The 16898-nt window shown below is 63.6% G+C and carries 19 protein-coding genes, 1 tRNA gene and 1 pseudogene; 11 read left to right on the top strand and 10 right to left on the bottom strand.

All coding sequences use genetic code 11. The features are described from left to right. Window positions 1-203: pseudogene (locus AC0L2Z_RS33275) on the bottom strand (gamma-glutamylcyclotransferase); the annotation flags it as partial. 344 nt (window positions 204-547) lie between these two features. On the opposite strand from AC0L2Z_RS33275, the gene AC0L2Z_RS33270 reads away from it, so the two are divergent. Together AC0L2Z_RS33270 and AC0L2Z_RS33265 are read left to right on the top strand one after the other, a co-directional pair. Next, window positions 548-775 (top strand): hypothetical protein, encoded by a 228-nt coding sequence (locus AC0L2Z_RS33270; protein ID WP_473630405.1) that lies wholly within the window; start codon window positions 548-550, stop codon window positions 773-775. 142 nt (window positions 776-917) lie between these two features. Then, the gene (locus tag AC0L2Z_RS33265) at window positions 918-1244 is read left to right on the top strand and encodes a hypothetical protein (RefSeq protein WP_473630404.1); all 327 of its coding nucleotides are present in this window, start codon (window positions 918-920) and stop codon (window positions 1242-1244) included. Window positions 1245-2214: 970 nt separating this feature from the next. Here AC0L2Z_RS33265 and AC0L2Z_RS33260 read toward each other — a convergent pair. Further along, window positions 2215-2290, bottom strand: a tRNA-Ala gene (locus AC0L2Z_RS33260). Window positions 2291-2451: 161 nt separating this feature from the next. On the opposite strand from AC0L2Z_RS33260, the gene AC0L2Z_RS33255 reads away from it, so the two are divergent. Both AC0L2Z_RS33255 and AC0L2Z_RS33250 read left to right on the top strand, forming a co-directional pair. Continuing rightward, on the top strand, window positions 2452-2742 hold the full coding sequence (locus AC0L2Z_RS33255; RefSeq protein ID WP_473630403.1) for a YggT family protein: 291 nt from the start codon (window positions 2452-2454) through the stop codon (window positions 2740-2742). A gap of 10 nt (window positions 2743-2752) precedes the next feature. Beyond that, window positions 2753-3082, top strand: coding sequence for a DUF167 family protein (locus AC0L2Z_RS33250; protein WP_473476123.1), 330 nt, complete (start codon window positions 2753-2755; stop codon window positions 3080-3082). A gap of 85 nt (window positions 3083-3167) precedes the next feature. On the opposite strand, the gene AC0L2Z_RS33245 is transcribed toward AC0L2Z_RS33250, so the two are convergent. The 6 genes from AC0L2Z_RS33245 to AC0L2Z_RS33220 form a co-directional block, all read right to left on the bottom strand. After that, a complete protein-coding gene (locus AC0L2Z_RS33245) occupies window positions 3168-5222 on the bottom strand; it encodes a M3 family metallopeptidase (protein WP_473630402.1) in 2055 nt (684 codons plus the stop codon). A 96-nt stretch (window positions 5223-5318) separates the two neighbouring features. Further along, window positions 5319-5729 carry a nuclear transport factor 2 family protein gene (locus tag AC0L2Z_RS33240; RefSeq protein ID WP_128168617.1) on the bottom strand — a complete coding sequence of 137 codons (411 nt, stop codon included), beginning with the start codon at window positions 5727-5729 and terminating at the stop codon, window positions 5319-5321. Between the two features lie 9 nt (window positions 5730-5738). Then, window positions 5739-6383, bottom strand: coding sequence for a carbonic anhydrase (locus tag AC0L2Z_RS33235; protein WP_128248093.1), 645 nt, complete (start codon window positions 6381-6383; stop codon window positions 5739-5741). 154 nt (window positions 6384-6537) lie between these two features. Then, on the bottom strand, window positions 6538-7293 hold the full coding sequence (locus tag AC0L2Z_RS33230; protein WP_473630401.1) for a DUF429 domain-containing protein: 756 nt from the start codon (window positions 7291-7293) through the stop codon (window positions 6538-6540). After that, the gene (gene pdxY / locus AC0L2Z_RS33225) at window positions 7290-8174 is read right to left on the bottom strand and encodes a pyridoxal kinase PdxY (protein WP_287184531.1); all 885 of its coding nucleotides are present in this window, start codon (window positions 8172-8174) and stop codon (window positions 7290-7292) included. Before pdxY ends, AC0L2Z_RS33230 begins: the two co-directional genes overlap by 4 nt. Before the next feature lie 7 nt (window positions 8175-8181). Next, complete coding sequence (locus AC0L2Z_RS33220) at window positions 8182-8424, bottom strand: hypothetical protein (protein WP_128168613.1); 243 nt, start codon at window positions 8422-8424, stop codon at window positions 8182-8184. Between the two features lie 160 nt (window positions 8425-8584). Between AC0L2Z_RS33220 and AC0L2Z_RS33215 the strand changes: the two genes are divergently transcribed. The 5 genes from AC0L2Z_RS33215 to ppa all read left to right on the top strand — a co-directional run bounded on the left by AC0L2Z_RS33215 (window position 8585) and on the right by ppa (window position 12046). Then, window positions 8585-9217, top strand: coding sequence for a LemA family protein (locus tag AC0L2Z_RS33215; protein ID WP_473630400.1), 633 nt, complete (start codon window positions 8585-8587; stop codon window positions 9215-9217). 85 nt (window positions 9218-9302) lie between these two features. Continuing rightward, window positions 9303-10130 carry a TPM domain-containing protein gene (locus tag AC0L2Z_RS33210; RefSeq protein WP_473630399.1) on the top strand — a complete coding sequence of 276 codons (828 nt, stop codon included), beginning with the start codon at window positions 9303-9305 and terminating at the stop codon, window positions 10128-10130. 8 nt (window positions 10131-10138) lie between these two features. Then, window positions 10139-10777: a TPM domain-containing protein gene (locus tag AC0L2Z_RS33205; protein WP_023800480.1), complete on the top strand. Its 639-nt coding sequence runs from the start codon at window positions 10139-10141 to the stop codon at window positions 10775-10777. Window positions 10778-10893: 116 nt separating this feature from the next. Continuing rightward, window positions 10894-11400, top strand: coding sequence for a GNAT family N-acetyltransferase (locus AC0L2Z_RS33200; RefSeq protein ID WP_473630398.1), 507 nt, complete (start codon window positions 10894-10896; stop codon window positions 11398-11400). 112 nt (window positions 11401-11512) lie between these two features. Continuing rightward, a complete protein-coding gene (gene ppa / locus AC0L2Z_RS33195; RefSeq protein WP_023800478.1) occupies window positions 11513-12046 on the top strand; it encodes an inorganic diphosphatase in 534 nt (177 codons plus the stop codon). A gap of 245 nt (window positions 12047-12291) precedes the next feature. On the opposite strand, the gene AC0L2Z_RS33190 is transcribed toward ppa, so the two are convergent. Together AC0L2Z_RS33190 and AC0L2Z_RS33185 are read right to left on the bottom strand one after the other, a co-directional pair. Beyond that, complete coding sequence (locus tag AC0L2Z_RS33190) at window positions 12292-12885, bottom strand: hypothetical protein (protein WP_473630397.1); 594 nt, start codon at window positions 12883-12885, stop codon at window positions 12292-12294. 45 nt (window positions 12886-12930) lie between these two features. Further along, the gene (locus tag AC0L2Z_RS33185) at window positions 12931-13530 is read right to left on the bottom strand and encodes a TetR/AcrR family transcriptional regulator (protein ID WP_287281925.1); all 600 of its coding nucleotides are present in this window, start codon (window positions 13528-13530) and stop codon (window positions 12931-12933) included. A gap of 82 nt (window positions 13531-13612) precedes the next feature. Here AC0L2Z_RS33185 and AC0L2Z_RS33180 point away from each other — a divergent pair, with 82 nt between their 5' ends. Together AC0L2Z_RS33180 and AC0L2Z_RS33175 are read left to right on the top strand one after the other, a co-directional pair. Further along, the gene (locus AC0L2Z_RS33180) at window positions 13613-14896 is read left to right on the top strand and encodes an MFS transporter (protein WP_473630396.1); all 1284 of its coding nucleotides are present in this window, start codon (window positions 13613-13615) and stop codon (window positions 14894-14896) included. Between the two features lie 279 nt (window positions 14897-15175). Next, entirely contained in the window at window positions 15176-16744 is a 1569-nt protein-coding gene (locus AC0L2Z_RS33175; RefSeq protein WP_473530298.1) for an alkaline phosphatase D family protein, read from the top strand. Window positions 16745-16898: the final 154 nt, after the last annotated feature.

Genomic DNA, 16898 nt, shown 5'->3' with positions numbered 1-16898 from the left:
ACCCGCTGCTCCACGAAATCACAGGCCGGGTTCCACATCAGAGATCCATAGGCAAAGAGCCAGACCTCATCAGCTGACGGTGCGGCGGCTAGTATCGCCCGGACGGTGTCATCATGGTCGGCATCGGACGGCGCGGTGAAGGGCCGTGGCAGAGAATCGTCCGCACTGAGGACTCTGGCGACCAGCTCGGGCGTTAGCCGCATTCGACTTGGTTTCGGGACCATCGCTCGCTACACTCGCAGCAGACGACCAAGGCATCAAGTGTCAGATTCGCACCACTAGCTATAAAAACGCCTCACCATCATCGCGGTGCTCGAAACAGAACCAGTGCGACGGCTGCCGCGGCTTGGCAAAACCCCATCCGGCATTCCTGCCGCAGCCGGGGTGCGCGCAGAAATGGTGCTGGACGCCTGGCGCGGTGCCCTGGTCTGGTCTGGGAAGCCGAATTTCATCGTTCAAAACGCGCGCCTTCCACTCTTGTCGAAATTGATTGAAAGGTTCCACAGCCTGTCTTGACGATCAAGGAAAATGTTCCTTATTCGTTCTCATGGCGCACGATCCGATCGACACGCTGGGTAAGGCGACCCGGCACAACAAGCTCGTCAAGGCAGAATGCAGCTGCGGCAATGTACGCTACTGCCGTTCGGCCGACCTGATGATGGTCTATGGCGGCGGTGCCGATCCGCTGAAGCTCAAATTCGACTGCAGCCGCTGCAAGCCCGAGATTAAGATCACGCTGATCGAGGTCACCCCGAGCACCTGCCCAAGCGATTGATGATCCACAAGCCGATGAAGGTCGACGGCAAGATCCACTGGCACAGGGAAAGTTTTCGAGGGTGAGCACATCACGGGAACATTCCTTTTGTCCGCAGGTTGGTTTGTGAGCGCGTTCGTGCGCTTAACAGAGGAGAAAGAATATGAAACGAATCCTTTTAGCCTCGGCGGTGTTGGCGCTTTCCGCCGGGCTTTCCTTTGCCCAGACGACGAGCGGAACTTCGGGCGGAACCTCCACGACCACGACTACGACCACGCCCAGCACCGATCAGGGAGCCAATTCCACAACCACTACAACCGATCAGGGAACTGACACCACGACCACCAGCGGCACGAACCCGAACTCTGCCAAGGATTGCGCGCCTGGCCAGCAGACCGGCAGCGCGCAGGAGGCCGCACCTGGTCAGCAGGACACGGACGCGAAGACCGCCGCCCCCGGCCAAATGAAGAAGACCACCGAAGACTGCTGATGTAACGCCAGACAAGGGGGAGTGGCCGGCGCCACGGGGGGCGTTGGGGTAAGAACGCTTGACGGCGCCGGCCAGGCGGATTGGGGTATCCGCCGCCGTTGGATAGTGCCGATCTTGGGCAAATCAAGTAATTCCGTTATCGCGGAAGTCCCTAGGCGCTGCCGCCGGTTTCGCTTTCCTGACCGATCGTTCGAACTGGCAGATAGGCGTTGGTTCCAGCCATTCGCGCAACACGAACTGGACGAGTTCCGACCGGCCAGACACCCCGGCACGCCGTCAGTTCGCACGAGGCGGGCGGTTTGCTCCAGTCCGGAATTCCGATTTGGAGCCCGCCATTGCACAGCTGCCCTGCGACATGCGAGTTTGTCAACCAAATGGCTCATCATGGGAGTCTCGTCATGTCCATTCGCCGGATTGCGTTGACCTCGGCAGGTCACGCTTGCCTTCACAACCCTCGCCGAGGCCAGGCCGGACACCCGCGCCATGACCTGCCAACAGACGCAGGCGCTAATCCAGAGCCAAGGCTCGGCGGTGCTGACCACCGGCCCGAACACCTATGCCCTCTACGTCCGCCAGTACAGCAATGCGTGCGACTGGTCGTTAATCCCAGCGGTAGGGTTTGTGCCGACGCGCGATGGCCAGTGCTTGGTTCATCGATGCGCAGAGCCGCTCTCAACTCCTCCCGGCTGACGGTGACGAGCATAGCTATACTGCTGCGCCTTTCGGCAGGTAGCCCTTTTCCCGCAGATACATGGTCAGGATCTTCTCGACCATCGAGGACACAGACCGCATGTCATCCTTCGCCGCTTCCTCCAGGACGGGAATCAGAGAGGGGGAAAAACGCAAAAGCAATTCATGGCCCTCTGGCCGCGTTCATGGGTGCGCAATGACAATAAGTGGGGATGAAAGTGGGGATCAATGGCGGATGCTGAAAAATACCATTATCTTTCAAGCGCTTACAATATCCCGCTGGTGGAGCTGAGGAGGATCGAACTCCTGACCTCGTCATTGCGAACGACGCGCTCTCCCAGCTGAGCTACAGCCCCGTCCAGCGGAATGGGCGCATTTATCGGGCGCGGCGGTTTCCTGTCAAGACGGCGTTTTGCCCAAAAGCCGGGCGGCCAGCCACCGGCCTGCCGTGCCGCGAAGCTGGCTCTTGCCGCCTCCGCCTGCAATGGCTACATGTCGGCAACAATCGGAGACCGGCATGATAGCCCTCATTCAGACCATTGTCCTGGCGCTTGACATTTATTGGTGGATCATCATCGCTTCGGCGATTTTCTCCTGGCTCTACGCCTTCAACGTCGTCAACTCGCGCAACCAGTTCGTCGATAGCGTCAGCAACATGCTGTTCCGGCTGACCGAGCCGGCGCTGCGGCCGATCCGCCGCTTCCTGCCCGATCTCGGCGGCATCGATATTTCGCCGATCATCCTGCTTCTGATCCTGTTCTTCCTGCGGCAGTTCCTGCTCACCACGGTGGCGCCGCTACTCGTCTGACGGCGGTTCCATGACCGGGCCGTTTCGCCCGCGTAACGACGGCGTCGACCTGTTCGTCCGGCTGACGCCGAAAGCGGCGATGGACAGGCTCGAAGGCATCGAGATCTCGGCAGACGGGCGAAGCCATCTGAAGGCCCGCGTCCGTGCCGTGCCGGAAAACGGCGCCGCCAACCAGGCGCTCGAACGGCTTGTTGCCAAGGCGCTGAGCGTGCCGCGGTCGGCCGTCTCGGTCGTCGCCGGCGGCACGGCGCGGCTGAAGACGCTGCGCATATCAGGCGATCCAGCTGCGCTGGCGAAAGCCATCGAGGCGCTGGATGGCCGCCCAAGCGCGCCGCGGTGAGGTGGCCTGCGGCGAGGTGCTTTTGATCAGACATCGTCGGTCCGCGGCGCCGAGGTTGGCGATTGGTCCTCCGTGGGCCCTCGCTCTACACCAGCCCGCGCTTGGCCATCATCGCTTCGGGCGACGGAATCTTGCCGCGGAAGGCGGTGTAGAGCTCTTCCGGGTCTTTCGAGCCGCCGGCGGCATAAATGTTTTTCCTGAGCCGCTCGGCCAGCGCCGGATTGAACGGGTCGCCCGTCTCCTCGAAGGCGGCGAAAGCGTCAGCGTCGAGCACCTCCGACCACATGTAGGAATAGTAGCCGGCCGAATAGCCGTCGCCGGCAAAGATGTGGCCGAAATGCGGGGTGCGGTGGCGCATGGCGATGGTGTCGGGCATGTTGAGCTTCTCGAGCGTTTCGGATTCGAAACGAAGCGGCTCGTCCGGCGCGTCCGGCCGTGCGTGGTAGGCCATGTCGACCAGTGCTGAGGCGGTGAACTCGACCGTGGCGAAGCCGGCGCCGAAGGTGCGCGCCGCCAGCATCTTGTCGACCAGTGCCTTCGGCATCGGTTTGCCGGTCTTCACGTGCAGCGCATGCTTTTCCAGCACCGCCGGCACCGTCAGCCAGTGCTCGTACAGTTGCGAGGGCAGTTCGACGAAATCGCGGCTGACCGAGGTGCCCGCGACCGATGGCCAGGTGACCTCGGTCAGCATGCCATGCAGGGCATGACCGAATTCGTGGAACAGGGTTTTGGCCTCATCGACCGACAAAAGCGCTGCCTCGCCCTCCGGCGGCTTGGCGAAATTCATGATGTTGTAGATCACCGGCCTGGAGCCATCGCCAAGCTTGTAGCCGGATTTCAGCGCGCTCATCCAGGCGCCGGAGCGCTTTGAGGGCCGCGCGAAATAGTCGGCCAGGAACAGCCCGCGCTGGCTGCCGTCGGCATTCCTGACGACGAAAACGCGCGCGTCCGGGTGCCAGGTGGCGATGCCTTGCTTCTCCTCGAAGCTGATGCCGAACAATTTTGTCGCCACGTCGAAACAGGCGTCGATGATGCGGTCGAGCTGCAGATAGGGCTTCAGCTCGGACTCGTCGAAGGCAAACTTCTCGGCGCGCAGCTTCTCCTGATAGAAGCGCCAGTCCCAGGCGGCGAATTCTTCGTTGCTGCCGGCCTCGGCCGCCAGCCGGTGCAATTCGATCTGATCGCTTGCGGCCTTTTCCAGCGCCTTTTCCCAGACCGGGTCGAGCAGCTTATGCACCGCCTCCGGCGTCTTTGCCATGGTGTCGTCGAGCTTCAGCGCGGCATAGGAAGCATAGCCGAGCAGCTTCGCCTTTTCGGCGCGCAGACGCAGCATGTCGCGCACCACGGCGGTGTTGTCGGTGGCGCCGCCGTTCTGGCCGCGCATGGTGAAGGCGCGAAAGGCGATTTCGCGCAGGTCGCGGCGCTCGGAGAAGGTCGAGAACGGCTCGTAGATCGAGCGCGACAGGGTGACGGCATAGCGGCCCTTCTGGCCGCGCATCTCGGCGGCCTCGGCCATCGCGCTTTTCAGGAATTCCGGCAGGCCGGCAATGTCGGCCTCGTCAAGAAACAGCGCCCAGTCGCGCTCGTCGGCAAGCAGGTTCTGGCCGAAATTCGTGCCGAGCGACGATAGTTCCTCATTGATCGCCGCCAGCCGCTTCTTGCCCGCGGCGTCGAGCCTGGCGCCGGAACGGACGAAATTATTCCAGGTCTTTTCCAGCACCCGCAGCGTTTCGGCATCGAGCTTCAGGGCGTCGCGGCGCTGGTAGAGCTCGTCGATGCGGGCAAACAGCCTCTCGTTCATCGAGATCGCCGAGAAATGCCGCGACATCTTTGGCGAGATGTTGCGCTCAAGCGCCTGGATCGCCTCGTTGGTGTGGGCGCCGGCCCGGCACCAGAAGATCGACGAGACATGGTCGAGCGCCTCGCCGCCAAGCTCGAGCGCTGCAAGCGTGTTCTCGATGGTCGGGGTCTCGGCATTGCCTGATATGGCCTCGATCTCGGCCTCATGCGCCGCCAATGCCGCATCGAAAACCCCGGAAAAATCGCCGTCGCCGATGCGGGTGAAATCGGGCAGGCCGAGCGGTCCTTGCCAGGTGGTCAGCGGATGGGCGGCGAGGTCGACGGCGGACGGCATGGGCATTCTTCCGTTAAGTGAGGGGCTTTCGCTGCGTGGCGGGATGAGGCGGATCGTCACCGATGTAAGGCGCCGGCTTGCCGCACGCAATATCGCGGCTGGTCAGTAGCTATCGCAGTTTTCTGCGATCGCCGCCTGCGAGCTGGCAGTGATGCGGTTGTCGGCGATCGCGAAGGTTTCCTGCATCAGCACGTCGTTATTGGGGAAATCATAACAGGCGATCACCGTGATGACGCCGCCTTCGGTCTTCTCGATCCGATGCCGGATTTCAGCCCCGGCGACTGCGCCCTCCCAGTCGTCGATGGAGGCGATGAATTCCTGCTTGGTCTGGACGACGCCGAGATCGTCGAGTTTTATCCGGACGTCGTCGGCAAGCAGATCCGACAGTTCCGTGCGATCGGCGACCAGTAGCGCCGCATACCAGCGGCCGATGAGCGCGCCGTCGTCGGCGCCGGCGGATATGACTGAAAACAGCAGCGCCGCTGCGGCCAAAGCGATCGAACGGCATGCCATGCAACCCTCCTACGTCATCTCCGGCCGCTCGAAGTCGCCGGTGTCCTTGTTCATCACCCAGAGTTCGCCGGTCGAGATGTCGAACCAGGCGCCGTGCAGCGACAGCCGTCGCTTGCCTTCCAGGATCGAGACGCAGGGAAAGGTTCTGAGGTTGGCGATCGAATAGCGGATCGAAATGCGCTCGAGCGCGGTCTGCCGCTCGGTCGCCGTCATGAAGGTGCTGGACGACACGGTCTCGGCGGCCGGCGCAATCAGGCTCATCCACTTGCCGATGAAGTCGCCGGGCGACAACGGCGCGGCGGTACTGTCGAGTGCCGCGCGGATGCCGCCGCAGCGGCCATGGCCCATCACCACGATGTTCTTGACCTTGAGGCTCTGCACGGCGAACTCGAGCGCCGCCGAGGTCGAGTGGAACTGGTCGTCGGGCGCATAGGGCGGCACCAGATTGCCGACATTGCGCAGCACGAAGAGTTCGCCGGGGCCAGCGTCGAAGATCGCCTCGGGGGCAGCGCGGGAGTCGCAGCAAGCAATGATCATCGTTTCGGGGGCCTGGCCCTCGCGAGCAAGCGAGCGATAGCGTCCGCTTTCGGCGAGATAGCGGCCGTTCATGAAATTGCGGTAGCCGGTGAGCAGATGGTCAGGGAGATGAGGCATTGGCGGCGTCTGGAGCCTTTCCGGGTTAGGCGGCAGCTCTTTGGGTCAGGAAGGCTCTAGCGGCAAAAGCCGGTCGCGAGCAATGCTGAATCGCGAAGGACGTGGTTGCCATTCGCCAATGCGATTGCCTCGCCGATAGACGGGACCAAGAAATTCATGCCCAGATCGCCACAGGGATGCCAAAACGGTCGGCGAGCGGCGGATCCGGAAACGGCCTTGCCTCGCCGCTGGCGATGCGGCCGGCTATCAGCATCATCGCTGCGGCGTCGAGAAAGTCGTCGGCAGCAGCGCCTGGCGGCGGCGTCCGGTCGAGAAAGCCCCTGACATAACCGTGCCGGCAAAGCAGCGCCTTGCGTTCCGCTATGCCGGCTGGGTTGACGGCGCCCTTGATCTTCTTCGGCAGGCGCATCGCCTGGTCGTCGTTCAGCCGGCAGAAGGCGACTTCCGGATGCGATTCGAAGACGTGGCGGCGCAGTTCGGGACGCGCGATCAGCACCGCATCGATCTCGCGGATCTTGGCAAAGATGCCAAAAGCCTGGATCGAGACGCCGCGCGGCGGATCGGAGGTCGCCTTGGCCACTTCGCTTGCGTGGCGATGCGCGGCATGCCACGCGTCGATCGTGGTGAAGCCGTCCGTATGCGCGTAAAGCGCCGCACGCGAGGGGATGGCGAAGACACTCGATTGCCTGTTGCCAAGCAGCGGCCGCACCAGAGCTTCGGGCCCGCGGCCGCCCTTTTGCGAAACATCGGGCAGGCCGATCGGCATGTCGACGGCGACTGTCGCATCGGCCGGCAATGCGTCGAGCAGTGCTGCGAAGCTTGGAAAAACGGCTGCCGAGGGAGCTGCGCCCGGATCGCGGCGAACGGCGATCCAGCCGGCCTTGCAGCCGTCGACGCCGACGACAGTCACGCTCTTTTGTCCCGCCCCGGATGCAGGAGATGGCGAAGCTGCACCATCGCCATCGGGTGCGACAGGCTCTGTGCGTCTGTTTCGAGCTGCAATTCGTCGCCGCCGCGCTTGGCGGTGCGCGCCAGGATCTCGTAGACCGCCGCCGTGGTCGACTGCAGTGCCTTGATCGCCGGCTGGCCGGACAGGATGCGCGCCAGATAGACGGCCGCCGTCAGGTCGCCGAGCCCATTGGGCGGCTTGTCGATGAGGCGATGCTCGGCGAGCAGCGCCTGGTTGCCGTTGAGCAGCAGATTGCCGGTGCCGCCGGCCATCATCGCCGGCGCCGAAGTGACCAGCATGGTCGACGGCCCGGCATGAAGGGCGGCCGCCATCACCGCTTTGAGGTCGGGCAGCGGCGCTCCCGCCATCCATTCCAGCTCGTAGCGGTTGGGCGTGGCGATGTCGGCGATCGGCATCAGCCGGTCGCGCATCGCGATGGCGGTCGTCTCCGGCACATAGAGCCCGCCCGAATCGCCCATCACCGGGTCGCAGATATAGACGGCGTCCGGCGTCTTCGCCTTGACCGCGCCGACCAGCGAGGCAACGGCGTCGGCCTGGCCGCCTTCGCCGAGATAGCCGGACAGCACCGCGCCGACCTCGCCCAGCCACGGCGCGCGCTCGAGATCGGCCATCAGCGCCCTGAATTGATCGAGCGGCGGCACGATGCGCGTCGCCCGTCCATGGCCGGGATGCCAGGGCAGGATGACGGTCGGCACCGCCCACACCGGAAAGCCCAGCGTCTCCAGCGCAAAGACCGCGGCGCGGTTGCCGACCGAGCCGCGCGCGACATGGCTGGAAATGACGATAACCGCGCGCGGCGCGTCGTATTCTTCGGTGCTCACGAGGTTCCTAACTCTGGATGATGAAAAGCACGAGCCAGATCAACAGGCCAATGCCGACAATGAGCCCGAGCGCCCGGCCAATGCGCGTGCCCCAATATTCGATCGGGTCCGCCCGGTCGGCGTCTGCTGCAGTGACGTCATCGCGCGCGCCCTTGGCCGTCCGCGCAACGGACGAGGCCGGGTCGGTTTCACTTGCCACGCGCTCGATGATGCGGCGCGATTCGTCGTCGCTGTCCTGGCGTCCCGCCATGGCTATACCCTGTTTTCGCAGCGACTTTAACCTGTTCGCCCGGCCAGTTACAGGGCCTGACAGTGAATGGTAAAGCACCAGCAGCGCCCAGGTTGAGGTCATGTTCTTGCGCGCGGATTGTGGTAATGCTTCGCCCGTCAGTCTGTTGAGGGATTTTTCCATGCCTGCCCTTTCCTCCCCTTTCGTCTTCCGCAACCTGCCAGCCTTGCTGATGATGGCGATCGTGCTGCCGCTGCTGGCCGGCTGCGGCTACAACACCATTCCGACGGCGGAGGAAAACGCCAAGGCCGCATGGAGCCAGGTGCTGAACCAGTACCAGCGCCGCGCCGATCTCATTCCCAACCTGGTCGAGACGGTCAAGGGCTATGCGGCGCATGAGAAGGATACGCTCGATGCCGTGGTCGAGGCGCGCGCCAAGGCGACGCAGGTGACGGTGACGCCCGACGCGCTGAGCGATCCGGAAGCGGTCAAGAGATTCCAGGACAGTCAAGCCGGCCTGACCAGCGCGCTGTCGCGGTTGCTGGCAGTGGTGGAGAATTATCCCGACCTCAAGGCCAACCAGAATTTCCTGGCGCTGCAGGCGCAGCTCGAAGGCACCGAGAACCGCATTTCGGTCGCCCGCCGCGACTATATCGAGGCGGTGCGGGAGTATAATCTGACGCTGCGGACCTTCCCGTCGGTGATTTGGGCGACCCTGTGGTTCCGCGACAATCAGCCATTCGCCAATTTCACCATCGAGGAAGACAAGATGCAGACGCCGAAGGTCGATTTCGGCACGCAGCAGGGCGGGTGATCGGCGCTTAGCGAGCGCAGTTCCATTGACCTTATACTCCGTCCCACCCCCCTCTGTCCTGCCGGACATCTCCCCCTCAAGGGGGGTGGGACGGAACGCAAGCCTTGCATTCCTGCCGGTTGCTCTAGCCGTTCTCTACTTAGCCCTCTTCCTCCCCCTCGCCACCCTTGCCGCCGAATTGCCTGCCCTGACCGGGCGGGTCGTCGACAATGCCGGCATCATCGATGCCGCGACGGAGGCGGCGCTGACCCGCAAGCTTGCGGATTTCGAGGCCAAGAGCTCTGACCAGATCGTCGTCGCGACGCTTCCTGGCCTCGACGGCGAGGAAATCGAGCCCTATGCCAACCGGCTGTTCCGCGCCTGGAAGCTCGGCCAGGCCGGCGAGGACAATGGCGTGCTTTTGCTGGTCGCCAAAGACGACCGCAAGATGCGCATCGAGGTCGGCTACGGGCTGGAAGGCACGCTGACCGACCTGCACACCAGGCTGATCATCGAAATCGACATGGTGCCGGCCTTCCGCGCCGGCGATTTCTCCGGCGGCATAATGAAGGCCGTCGACGACATGGTCATGGTGCTGGAAGGCAATCCGGAAGAGCTGGAAGCGCGCGGGACCCGCAACCAGCAGCCGCCATTCAACACCGACGATCTGTTCTTTGCGATCTTCATAAGCATCTGGGCGATCATCTTCTTCGGCAGCATCGCCGCCTCCATCCTGCCGCCGATCTTCGGCCGGAAACTCGGCCCCGGCCGCTATCGCTGGCTGGGCATGATTTTCGAACCGGGCCGACAATCTTCTGGCGGCTGGTCGTCCGGCGGGGGCGGCTGGTCCTCGGGCGGAGGCGGCTCAGGCGGTGGCGGGTTTTCGGGCGGCGGCGGCTCGTCCGGTGGCGGCGGATCTTCAGGAAGCTGGTGAGACACGACATGGCAACTCGACCGATCAGCCCCGAGGATCATGACCGCATCGCCAAAGCGATCCGCGTCGCCGAATCAAACACCGACGGCGAAATCTACTGCGTCGTCGCCTATGCCAGCGACGGCTATTTCTTTCCGGCCGCCTTCATGGCGACGCTGGCGATGCTCGTCGTCAGCCTCGCCGTCGGTTACGGGCTGGAAGCGTGGTGGCTGTCGATCCGCTTGCCGCATTTCGTCATTGCCCAGCTTCTGGCGATGGCCTCGGTGCTTGTGCTGTTGTGGGCGCTGCCCGGCTTGCGCATCCATCTGGTGCCGAGACGGCTGCGTTACCAGGCCGCGCACGCCAATGCGATAAAGCAGTTCCTCGCCCGCAACGTCCACCGCACCACGGCGCGCACCGGCGTGCTGGTGTTCGTTTCGATTGCCGAGCACTACGCCGAAGTGATCGCCGACAGCGGCATCGACAGCCGCGTCGGCCAGGATGTATGGGACGGCGTCGTCCGCGACCTTACCGCGCATGCCCGCGACGATCGTCTCGCCGACGGCTTCATCAAGGCGATCGAAGCGACGGCTGCGGTGCTGGCCGAGCATTTCCCGGTTTCTTCCGGCGACAGCAACGAACTCGACGACCATCTGGTCGAAATCTGAGTCGCTACGAACGTTTTCTTCAGCACTCAACGGCACGTCTATCGTCTGTGCGAAAGCTTGGGAGCCGCTGACCGGACTCTTGCAATCGGGCGATGCGGGTTTATGGTTAACCAATCATGAAGACGCTGAGCATCGACATCAGGAAAGCCGAGCCGCGCGACGCAAGCGCCATCGCCGACGTGCATCTGCTGGCCTGGCGCGGCGCCTACTCCGGCATCATCCCGCATCGCACGCTGACATCGATGATCAACCGCCGCGGCGCCGACTGGTGGGCGAACGCCATCCGCCGCGCCGCCACCGTCCTGGTTGTCGAGATCGGCGGCAAGGTTGCCGGCTACGCCACGATCGGCAAGAACCGCGCCCGCGAGCTCAAGCAGCAGGGCGAGATCTACGAACTTTACGTGCGCCCGGAATATCAGGGCATCGGGCTCGGCAGCCGGCTATTCTCGGCAGCACGGGCGCGACTGGCAGACCACGGGCTGAAAGGCATGGTGGTGTGGGCGCTGGAGGACAACCAGAACGCGCTCGTCTTCTATGCCGGCGCCGGCGGCCGCGACGTCGCCGAGGGAGTCGAGGTTTTCGAGCAGAAGGCTCTGAAGAAGGTCGCCTTCGTCTGGGAGTGACGGCTCGATACCCCTCTCACCAGCACCCTCAGCCGATTTCAGTACCATTCGCCGCATTGCACCATGCGCCGCTGCCCGCTATCGGTTTCCAATCGAAAGAGGGACAAAAGCCATGCGTATCGAAGCCATCGCCATCGGAAAGAACCCGCCGGAGGACATCAACGTCATCATCGAGGTGCCGATCGGCGGCGAGCCGATCAAGTACGAGATGGACAAGGAGGCCGGCACGCTGTTCGTCGACCGCTTCCTGCACACCTCGATGCGCTATCCCGGCAATTACGGCTTCGTGCCGCACACGCTGTCGGGTGACGGCGACCCGATCGACGTGCTGGTCTGCAACACGCGGGCGCTGGTGCCGGGTTGCGTCATCAATGTGCGGCCGATCGGCGTGCTGGTGATGGAGGACAATTCCGGCCTCGACGAAAAGATCATCGCGGTGCCGTCGCCCAAGCTTACGCTGCGCTACGAGAACGTCACCGAATACACGCACCTGCCCGACATCACCCGCCAGCAGGTGCAGCACTTCTTCGAGCACTACAAGGATCTCGAACCCGGCAAATGGGTCAAGATCGAGGGCTGGCACGACGCCGCCTACGCCAAGAAGATGATTGTCGAGGCGATCGAACGGGCCAAGGCAAGCAAGTAGCCGAAAGCCTGAAGTTGCGAGCAAACTGCTGGCGTAGCGCCGCCCCTCATCCGCCTGCCGGCACCTTCTCCCCGTGAACGGGGAGAAGCCCGCTGACCTCGACCTTGGCGCCCATTCAGCAACGGTGGTAATTGGCGAAACCATTGATGGCTGCGTCTTTCTCCCCGTCACTATACGGGGAGAAATGCCCGGCAGGGCAATGAGGGGCAGCGCTGACCGACGTTACTTTTCAATGCGACGCGCTCCTAATTGTCGACGCGGCCGAAAGCGGGTGCGTTGCCGATAACCACGCGCTTGTCCTTGCCGCAGGCAAAGGTCCGCGCCTTCTCGTCGGCGAGCTTGCGTGCCTGGTCGTTGGCGCCGGGGTTGCCGGTGGCCAGCACCAGGCCGACGGTGCAGCCTTCATAGGTCTCCGGTTGGCCGACCTTGGCGACGATCAGCACGTCGGTCGGTTTGTTCTCCACCTCGGGATTGCTGATCGAGCGCCGATGGATGACCGCAAACGGGACGGCGCGATCGCCGTTCGTCTCGATGCGCCACTCGAGTTTGGATGCCGCCGAGTTGAAGGCGACAAAACTTTCCCAGACTGGGGTCATGTCGCTGGGCGGAAAACCATAAAACAGCGATTCCCGGGCGTCGTCGTAGGCGATCAGCACCGGATAGCCGCGATAGCCAGAACAGGCGAGACTGGCCCAGTCGCCGTCGCCTTCTTCCGCCTGCGCGTAGGTCACGCAGTCCTTCCTCCAGTCGAGATCGGTGTAGGCGCTGGAAATGTCGCCGGCCCGGGCAGGCTGGCAGAGGCCGGCGAGGGCAAGCGGGATCAGCAAAAGAGCACGCATCGCGGGCAACTCCGTTTCGGGGCTACCGCACGGTATCGTCAAACGCTATTTCTTCAAGCTCGCTTCTATCAGCAGGTCGGCATTGCTGGCCACAGACTTCGCCGGTCCGCCGGCCCCGAACAGCTGGCCACTGATATAGGCGCCTTCGATCAGGAGCAGCAGCCCGTCGCCCAGCGTATCGGCGTCGCCGGCACCCATTGCCGCCGCCATGGCGCGCAGGCGTCGGCGCAATTCCTGCTTGTTGGCCTCGCTCACCACGCGGGCCGGGTGGCCACGTTCGGGATATTCGACGGCCGCATTGGTCATGCCGCAGCCGCGATAGTCGGGCTTTTGCGTGCGCTTGCCGATGCGGGTCAGGAAGGCGGCGATCTGCGCGCGCGGATTGCCGGGATGGGCAGCCACCGCCGCGTCGAAGCGGGCCCAGAACTCGAGGTCGTATTGCCGCAGATAGGACGCGGCCAATTCGTCCTTGGAGGGAAAGCTGCGATAGAGGCTGGGCTTGGTGACGCCAGCGCGCCGCACGATCTCGTCGACGCCGATCGCCCTGATGCCTTGCCGGTAGAACAGGTCGCGGGCAACGCGAAGGATTTTTTCGCCCGCGCGGGGCCGTTCATCCGCTTTGATCGCTGGTTCAATGCTTTTCATTCTTGGACGTGCCGTTGCCTGCTTGACAATGTTACCGATCGGTACGTATGCTCCCATGCATTGCAACGTACCGGTCAGTAACATGATAGCTCGATCCCGCCCGTTTGGCCAGCGCTATGCTTTCGTCGTGGCCGCCGTCATTTTCCTGTGCCTGCTGATCGCGGCGGGCCTGCGGTCGGCGCCGGCCGTCATGATGCTGCCGCTGGAGGAGAGTTTCGGCTGGCGGCGCGATGTCGTCTCGCTCGCCGCGGCCATCGGCATCTTCCTCTACGGCCTGACCGGGCCGTTTGCCGCGGCACTGATGGAACGGATCGGGCTGCGCCGCACGCTGCTGGCGTCGCTGGTGCTGATGTCGGGCTCGACGGCGCTCAGCCTGTTGATGACCCAGCCCTGGCACCTGCTTCTCACATGGGGCGTATTCTCCGGCGTCGGTTCCGGCGCGGTCGCCACGGTGCTCGGCGCCACCATCGTCAATCGCTGGTTCAAGACCAATCGCGGCCTGGTGATGGGGCTGATGTCGGCCTCGGCCGCCACCGGCCTGCTGGTGTTCCTGCCGCTGCTCGCCGCGCTCGCGCAGTCGGGCGGCTGGAAGCCTGTCGCCATCGCCATTGCGGTCGCCACCGCCTGCCTGGTGCCGCTGGTCTGGCTGCTGGTGCCGGAACGGCCGTCCGCGATCGGCATGGTGCGCTACGGCGCGGACGTCGACGACGTGCCGCCGGTTCCGCCGGCCTCGCAGGGCAATTTCCTCACCCACACGCTCAGCACGCTGCGTCGTGCCGCCGGCACGCGGGTGTTCTGGTATCTGTTCGCCACTTTCTTCATCTGTGGCTTCACCACCAACGGACTGGTCGGAACGCACCTGATCGCGTTTTGCGGCGACATGGGCATCGGCCAGGTGCAAGCCGCCGGCCTGCTGTCGCTGATGGGCATCTTCGACCTGATCGGCACGACGCTGTCGGGCTGGCTCACCGACCGTTTCGACCCGCGCAAGCTGCTCGGCGTCTATTATGGCATCCGCGGCCTGTCGCTGATCTATCTGCCTTATTCCGGCTTTTCGTCGACCAGCCTGATCATCTTCGCCGTGCTCTACGGATTGGACTGGATCGCCACCGTGCCGCCGACGCTCAGGCTGTCGAACGAGGCGTTCGGCGACCGCAGCGGGCCGATCGTCTTCGGCTGGATCGTCGCCGGCCATCAGGTGGGTGCAGCGGCGGCCGCCTTCTTCGGCGGCACCATGCGTGAATTGCAGGGCAATTACGAACTTGCCTTCCTCATCGCCGGCATGACGGCAATAGCCGCAGCCTGCATCTCGCTGTTGATCAACACCAGCCGTCCGGCCTTCGAGCCGAACCCGCAGGCGGCTTGAGCTGTGACGGCCGAGCGCTAATCTCCCCCCTTGAGGGGGAGATGGCCGCGAAGCGGCCAGAGGGGGTCGGTCCGACCGGGCTCGGCCCCTTATCGCAGACGCAGGAGGTTGGCGCTCCACGCGACACGACCCCCTCTGTCGCCTTCGGCGACATCTCCCCCTCGAGGGGGGAGATTCGCCAGCCTGTTGATCGTCAGAAAACCTTCATGGTTTCGAGATGTGCGTGAAACATTGACGCTGGACCTTGGCGGCGATGTTTAAGCCATCCAGGAGACAGCCATGAACAAGATTTCGCGCCGCGCTTTTGTCACGTCGGCGAGCGCCGCCGGCCTCGTCGGCGTATCGGGCCTCGCGCTTCCCTATTATTCGCGCGCCAATCAGCGGCCCGCCTTCACCCATGGCATCCAGTCGGGCGATGTCGACGCAGCCAGTGGCGTGGTGTGGACGCGGACCGACCGCCCTTCGCGCGTCATGTTCGAAGTCTCGTCGACGGAGAATTTCGCCAATCCCTTGCGCCTTGCGCCGCTCGATACGTCGCCGGCCAGCGATTACACGGTAAAGCGGCTGCTCACCGACCTCACCTCCGACCAGGACATCTTCTACCGCATGGTCGCGGCCGATCTTGCCGACATCAACGCCGTCTCCGAGCCGATCGTCGGCCGCTTCCGCACGGCGCCGGCCTCGAAACGCGACATCCGCTTCGCCTGGTCGGGCGATACCGCCGGCCAGGGCTGGGGCATCGACGACACCGGCATGAAGACTTATGCCACGATCGGCAAGCATACGCCCGACTTCTTCCTGCATTCCGGCGACACCATCTATGCCGACGGCCCGATGAAGGACGAGGTCGAGCTTCCCGGCGGCAGCAAGTGGAAGAACAAGGTCCTCATCGACGAAAAGCGCAAGGTTGCCGAGACGCTGGACGAGTACCGCGGCCAGTGGAAGTACAACATGATGGATAAGAACGTGCTGGGGCTCAACGCCATCTGCCCGACCTTCTACCAGTGGGACGATCACGAGGTGGTCAACAACTGGTCGGATTCGAAGAACCTGAGCGCCGACGACCGCTACTCGGAAAAAAACATCCATGTGCTGGCGGCACGCGCGGCACGCGCCTTCCACGAGATGACGACGATCCGCTACGAGCCGTCGGAACCGGGCCGCGTCTATCGCAAGATCGCCTACGGGCCGCTGCTCGACGTGTTCTTCCTCGACATGCGCTCCTATCGCGGCGCCAACGGTCCTGGCATGCAGGATACGGTGACGCCGCAATCGCGCATCCTCGGCGAACAGCAGATGAAGTGGCTGAAGCGCGAACTGGCAAACTCCAACGCGACCTGGAAAATCATCGCCGCCGACATGCCGCTTGGTCTCGTCGTCTGGAACGACGCCACCAACAAGGCCGGCGCCGAGGCCGTCAGCAATGGCGACAATGGCCCGGCCAAGGGCCGCGAACTGGAAATTGCCGACCTCCTTCGCTACATAAAGAATGCCGGCATCACCAACACCGTCTGGCTGACCGCCGACGTGCATTACACGGCGGCGCATTACTACAATCCCGACAAGGCGCAGTTCCAGGACTTCAATCCGTTCTGGGAATTCGTCTCGGGTCCGCTCCATGCCGGCACCTATGGACCCAATGATTTCGACATGACCTTCGGCCCGGAGCTGAAATTCATCAAGGCGCCAACCGCCGAGCAGGGGCAGAACCTGCCACCCTCGGCCGGCCTGCAGTTCTTCGGCCTCGTCGACATCGATGGCGCCACTGAACAGATGACGGTACGGCTGATGGATCGCGACGACAATGAACTCTACAAGGTTACGCTCGACCCGGTGCATTCGGCGTGAGGGGACTGGGTTCAACAATGGCCAAAACGCAGGCGGGACAGCGCCCCCCTCTGTCCTGCCGGACATCTCCCCCCATGGGGCATATGCGCTAAGATAGTTTTGGCATGGACTGAAATTTGCGCTTTCGTGGTGGCTCACGCCATCGATGTCGCAA

It is taken from the genome of Mesorhizobium sp. WSM4850 (assembly GCF_055811735.1).
Note: the sequence above shows the minus strand (reverse complement) of the source record. Positions and strands in the feature narration are given on the sequence as shown.

Excerpts from the sequence above, each read along its gene's own strand:
- AC0L2Z_RS33205 (WP_023800480.1), top strand. The coding sequence starts at position 10,139 with ATGGCAACTCGACCGATCAGCCCCGAGGATCATGACCGCATCGCCAAA.
- AC0L2Z_RS33190 (WP_473630397.1), bottom strand. The coding sequence starts at position 12,885 with ATGCGTGCTCTTTTGCTGATCCCGCTTGCCCTCGCCGGCCTCTGCCAG.
- AC0L2Z_RS33240 (WP_128168617.1), bottom strand. The coding sequence starts at position 5,729 with ATGGCATGCCGTTCGATCGCTTTGGCCGCAGCGGCGCTGCTGTTTTCA.
- AC0L2Z_RS33200 (WP_473630398.1), top strand. The coding sequence starts at position 10,894 with ATGAAGACGCTGAGCATCGACATCAGGAAAGCCGAGCCGCGCGACGCA.
- AC0L2Z_RS33220 (WP_128168613.1), bottom strand. The coding sequence starts at position 8,424 with ATGGCGGGACGCCAGGACAGCGACGACGAATCGCGCCGCATCATCGAG.
- AC0L2Z_RS33180 (WP_473630396.1), top strand. The coding sequence starts at position 13,613 with ATGATAGCTCGATCCCGCCCGTTTGGCCAGCGCTATGCTTTCGTCGTG.
- AC0L2Z_RS33250 (WP_473476123.1), top strand. The coding sequence starts at position 2,753 with ATGACCGGGCCGTTTCGCCCGCGTAACGACGGCGTCGACCTGTTCGTC.
- AC0L2Z_RS33265 (WP_473630404.1), top strand. The coding sequence starts at position 918 with ATGAAACGAATCCTTTTAGCCTCGGCGGTGTTGGCGCTTTCCGCCGGG.
- AC0L2Z_RS33235 (WP_128248093.1), bottom strand. The coding sequence starts at position 6,383 with ATGCCTCATCTCCCTGACCATCTGCTCACCGGCTACCGCAATTTCATG.
- AC0L2Z_RS33270 (WP_473630405.1), top strand. The coding sequence starts at position 548 with ATGGCGCACGATCCGATCGACACGCTGGGTAAGGCGACCCGGCACAAC.
- AC0L2Z_RS33175 (WP_473530298.1), top strand. The coding sequence starts at position 15,176 with ATGAACAAGATTTCGCGCCGCGCTTTTGTCACGTCGGCGAGCGCCGCC.
- AC0L2Z_RS33255 (WP_473630403.1), top strand. The coding sequence starts at position 2,452 with ATGATAGCCCTCATTCAGACCATTGTCCTGGCGCTTGACATTTATTGG.
- AC0L2Z_RS33185 (WP_287281925.1), bottom strand. The coding sequence starts at position 13,530 with ATGAAAAGCATTGAACCAGCGATCAAAGCGGATGAACGGCCCCGCGCG.
- AC0L2Z_RS33245 (WP_473630402.1), bottom strand. The coding sequence starts at position 5,222 with ATGCCCATGCCGTCCGCCGTCGACCTCGCCGCCCATCCGCTGACCACC.
- ppa (WP_023800478.1), top strand. The coding sequence starts at position 11,513 with ATGCGTATCGAAGCCATCGCCATCGGAAAGAACCCGCCGGAGGACATC.
- AC0L2Z_RS33215 (WP_473630400.1), top strand. The coding sequence starts at position 8,585 with ATGCCTGCCCTTTCCTCCCCTTTCGTCTTCCGCAACCTGCCAGCCTTG.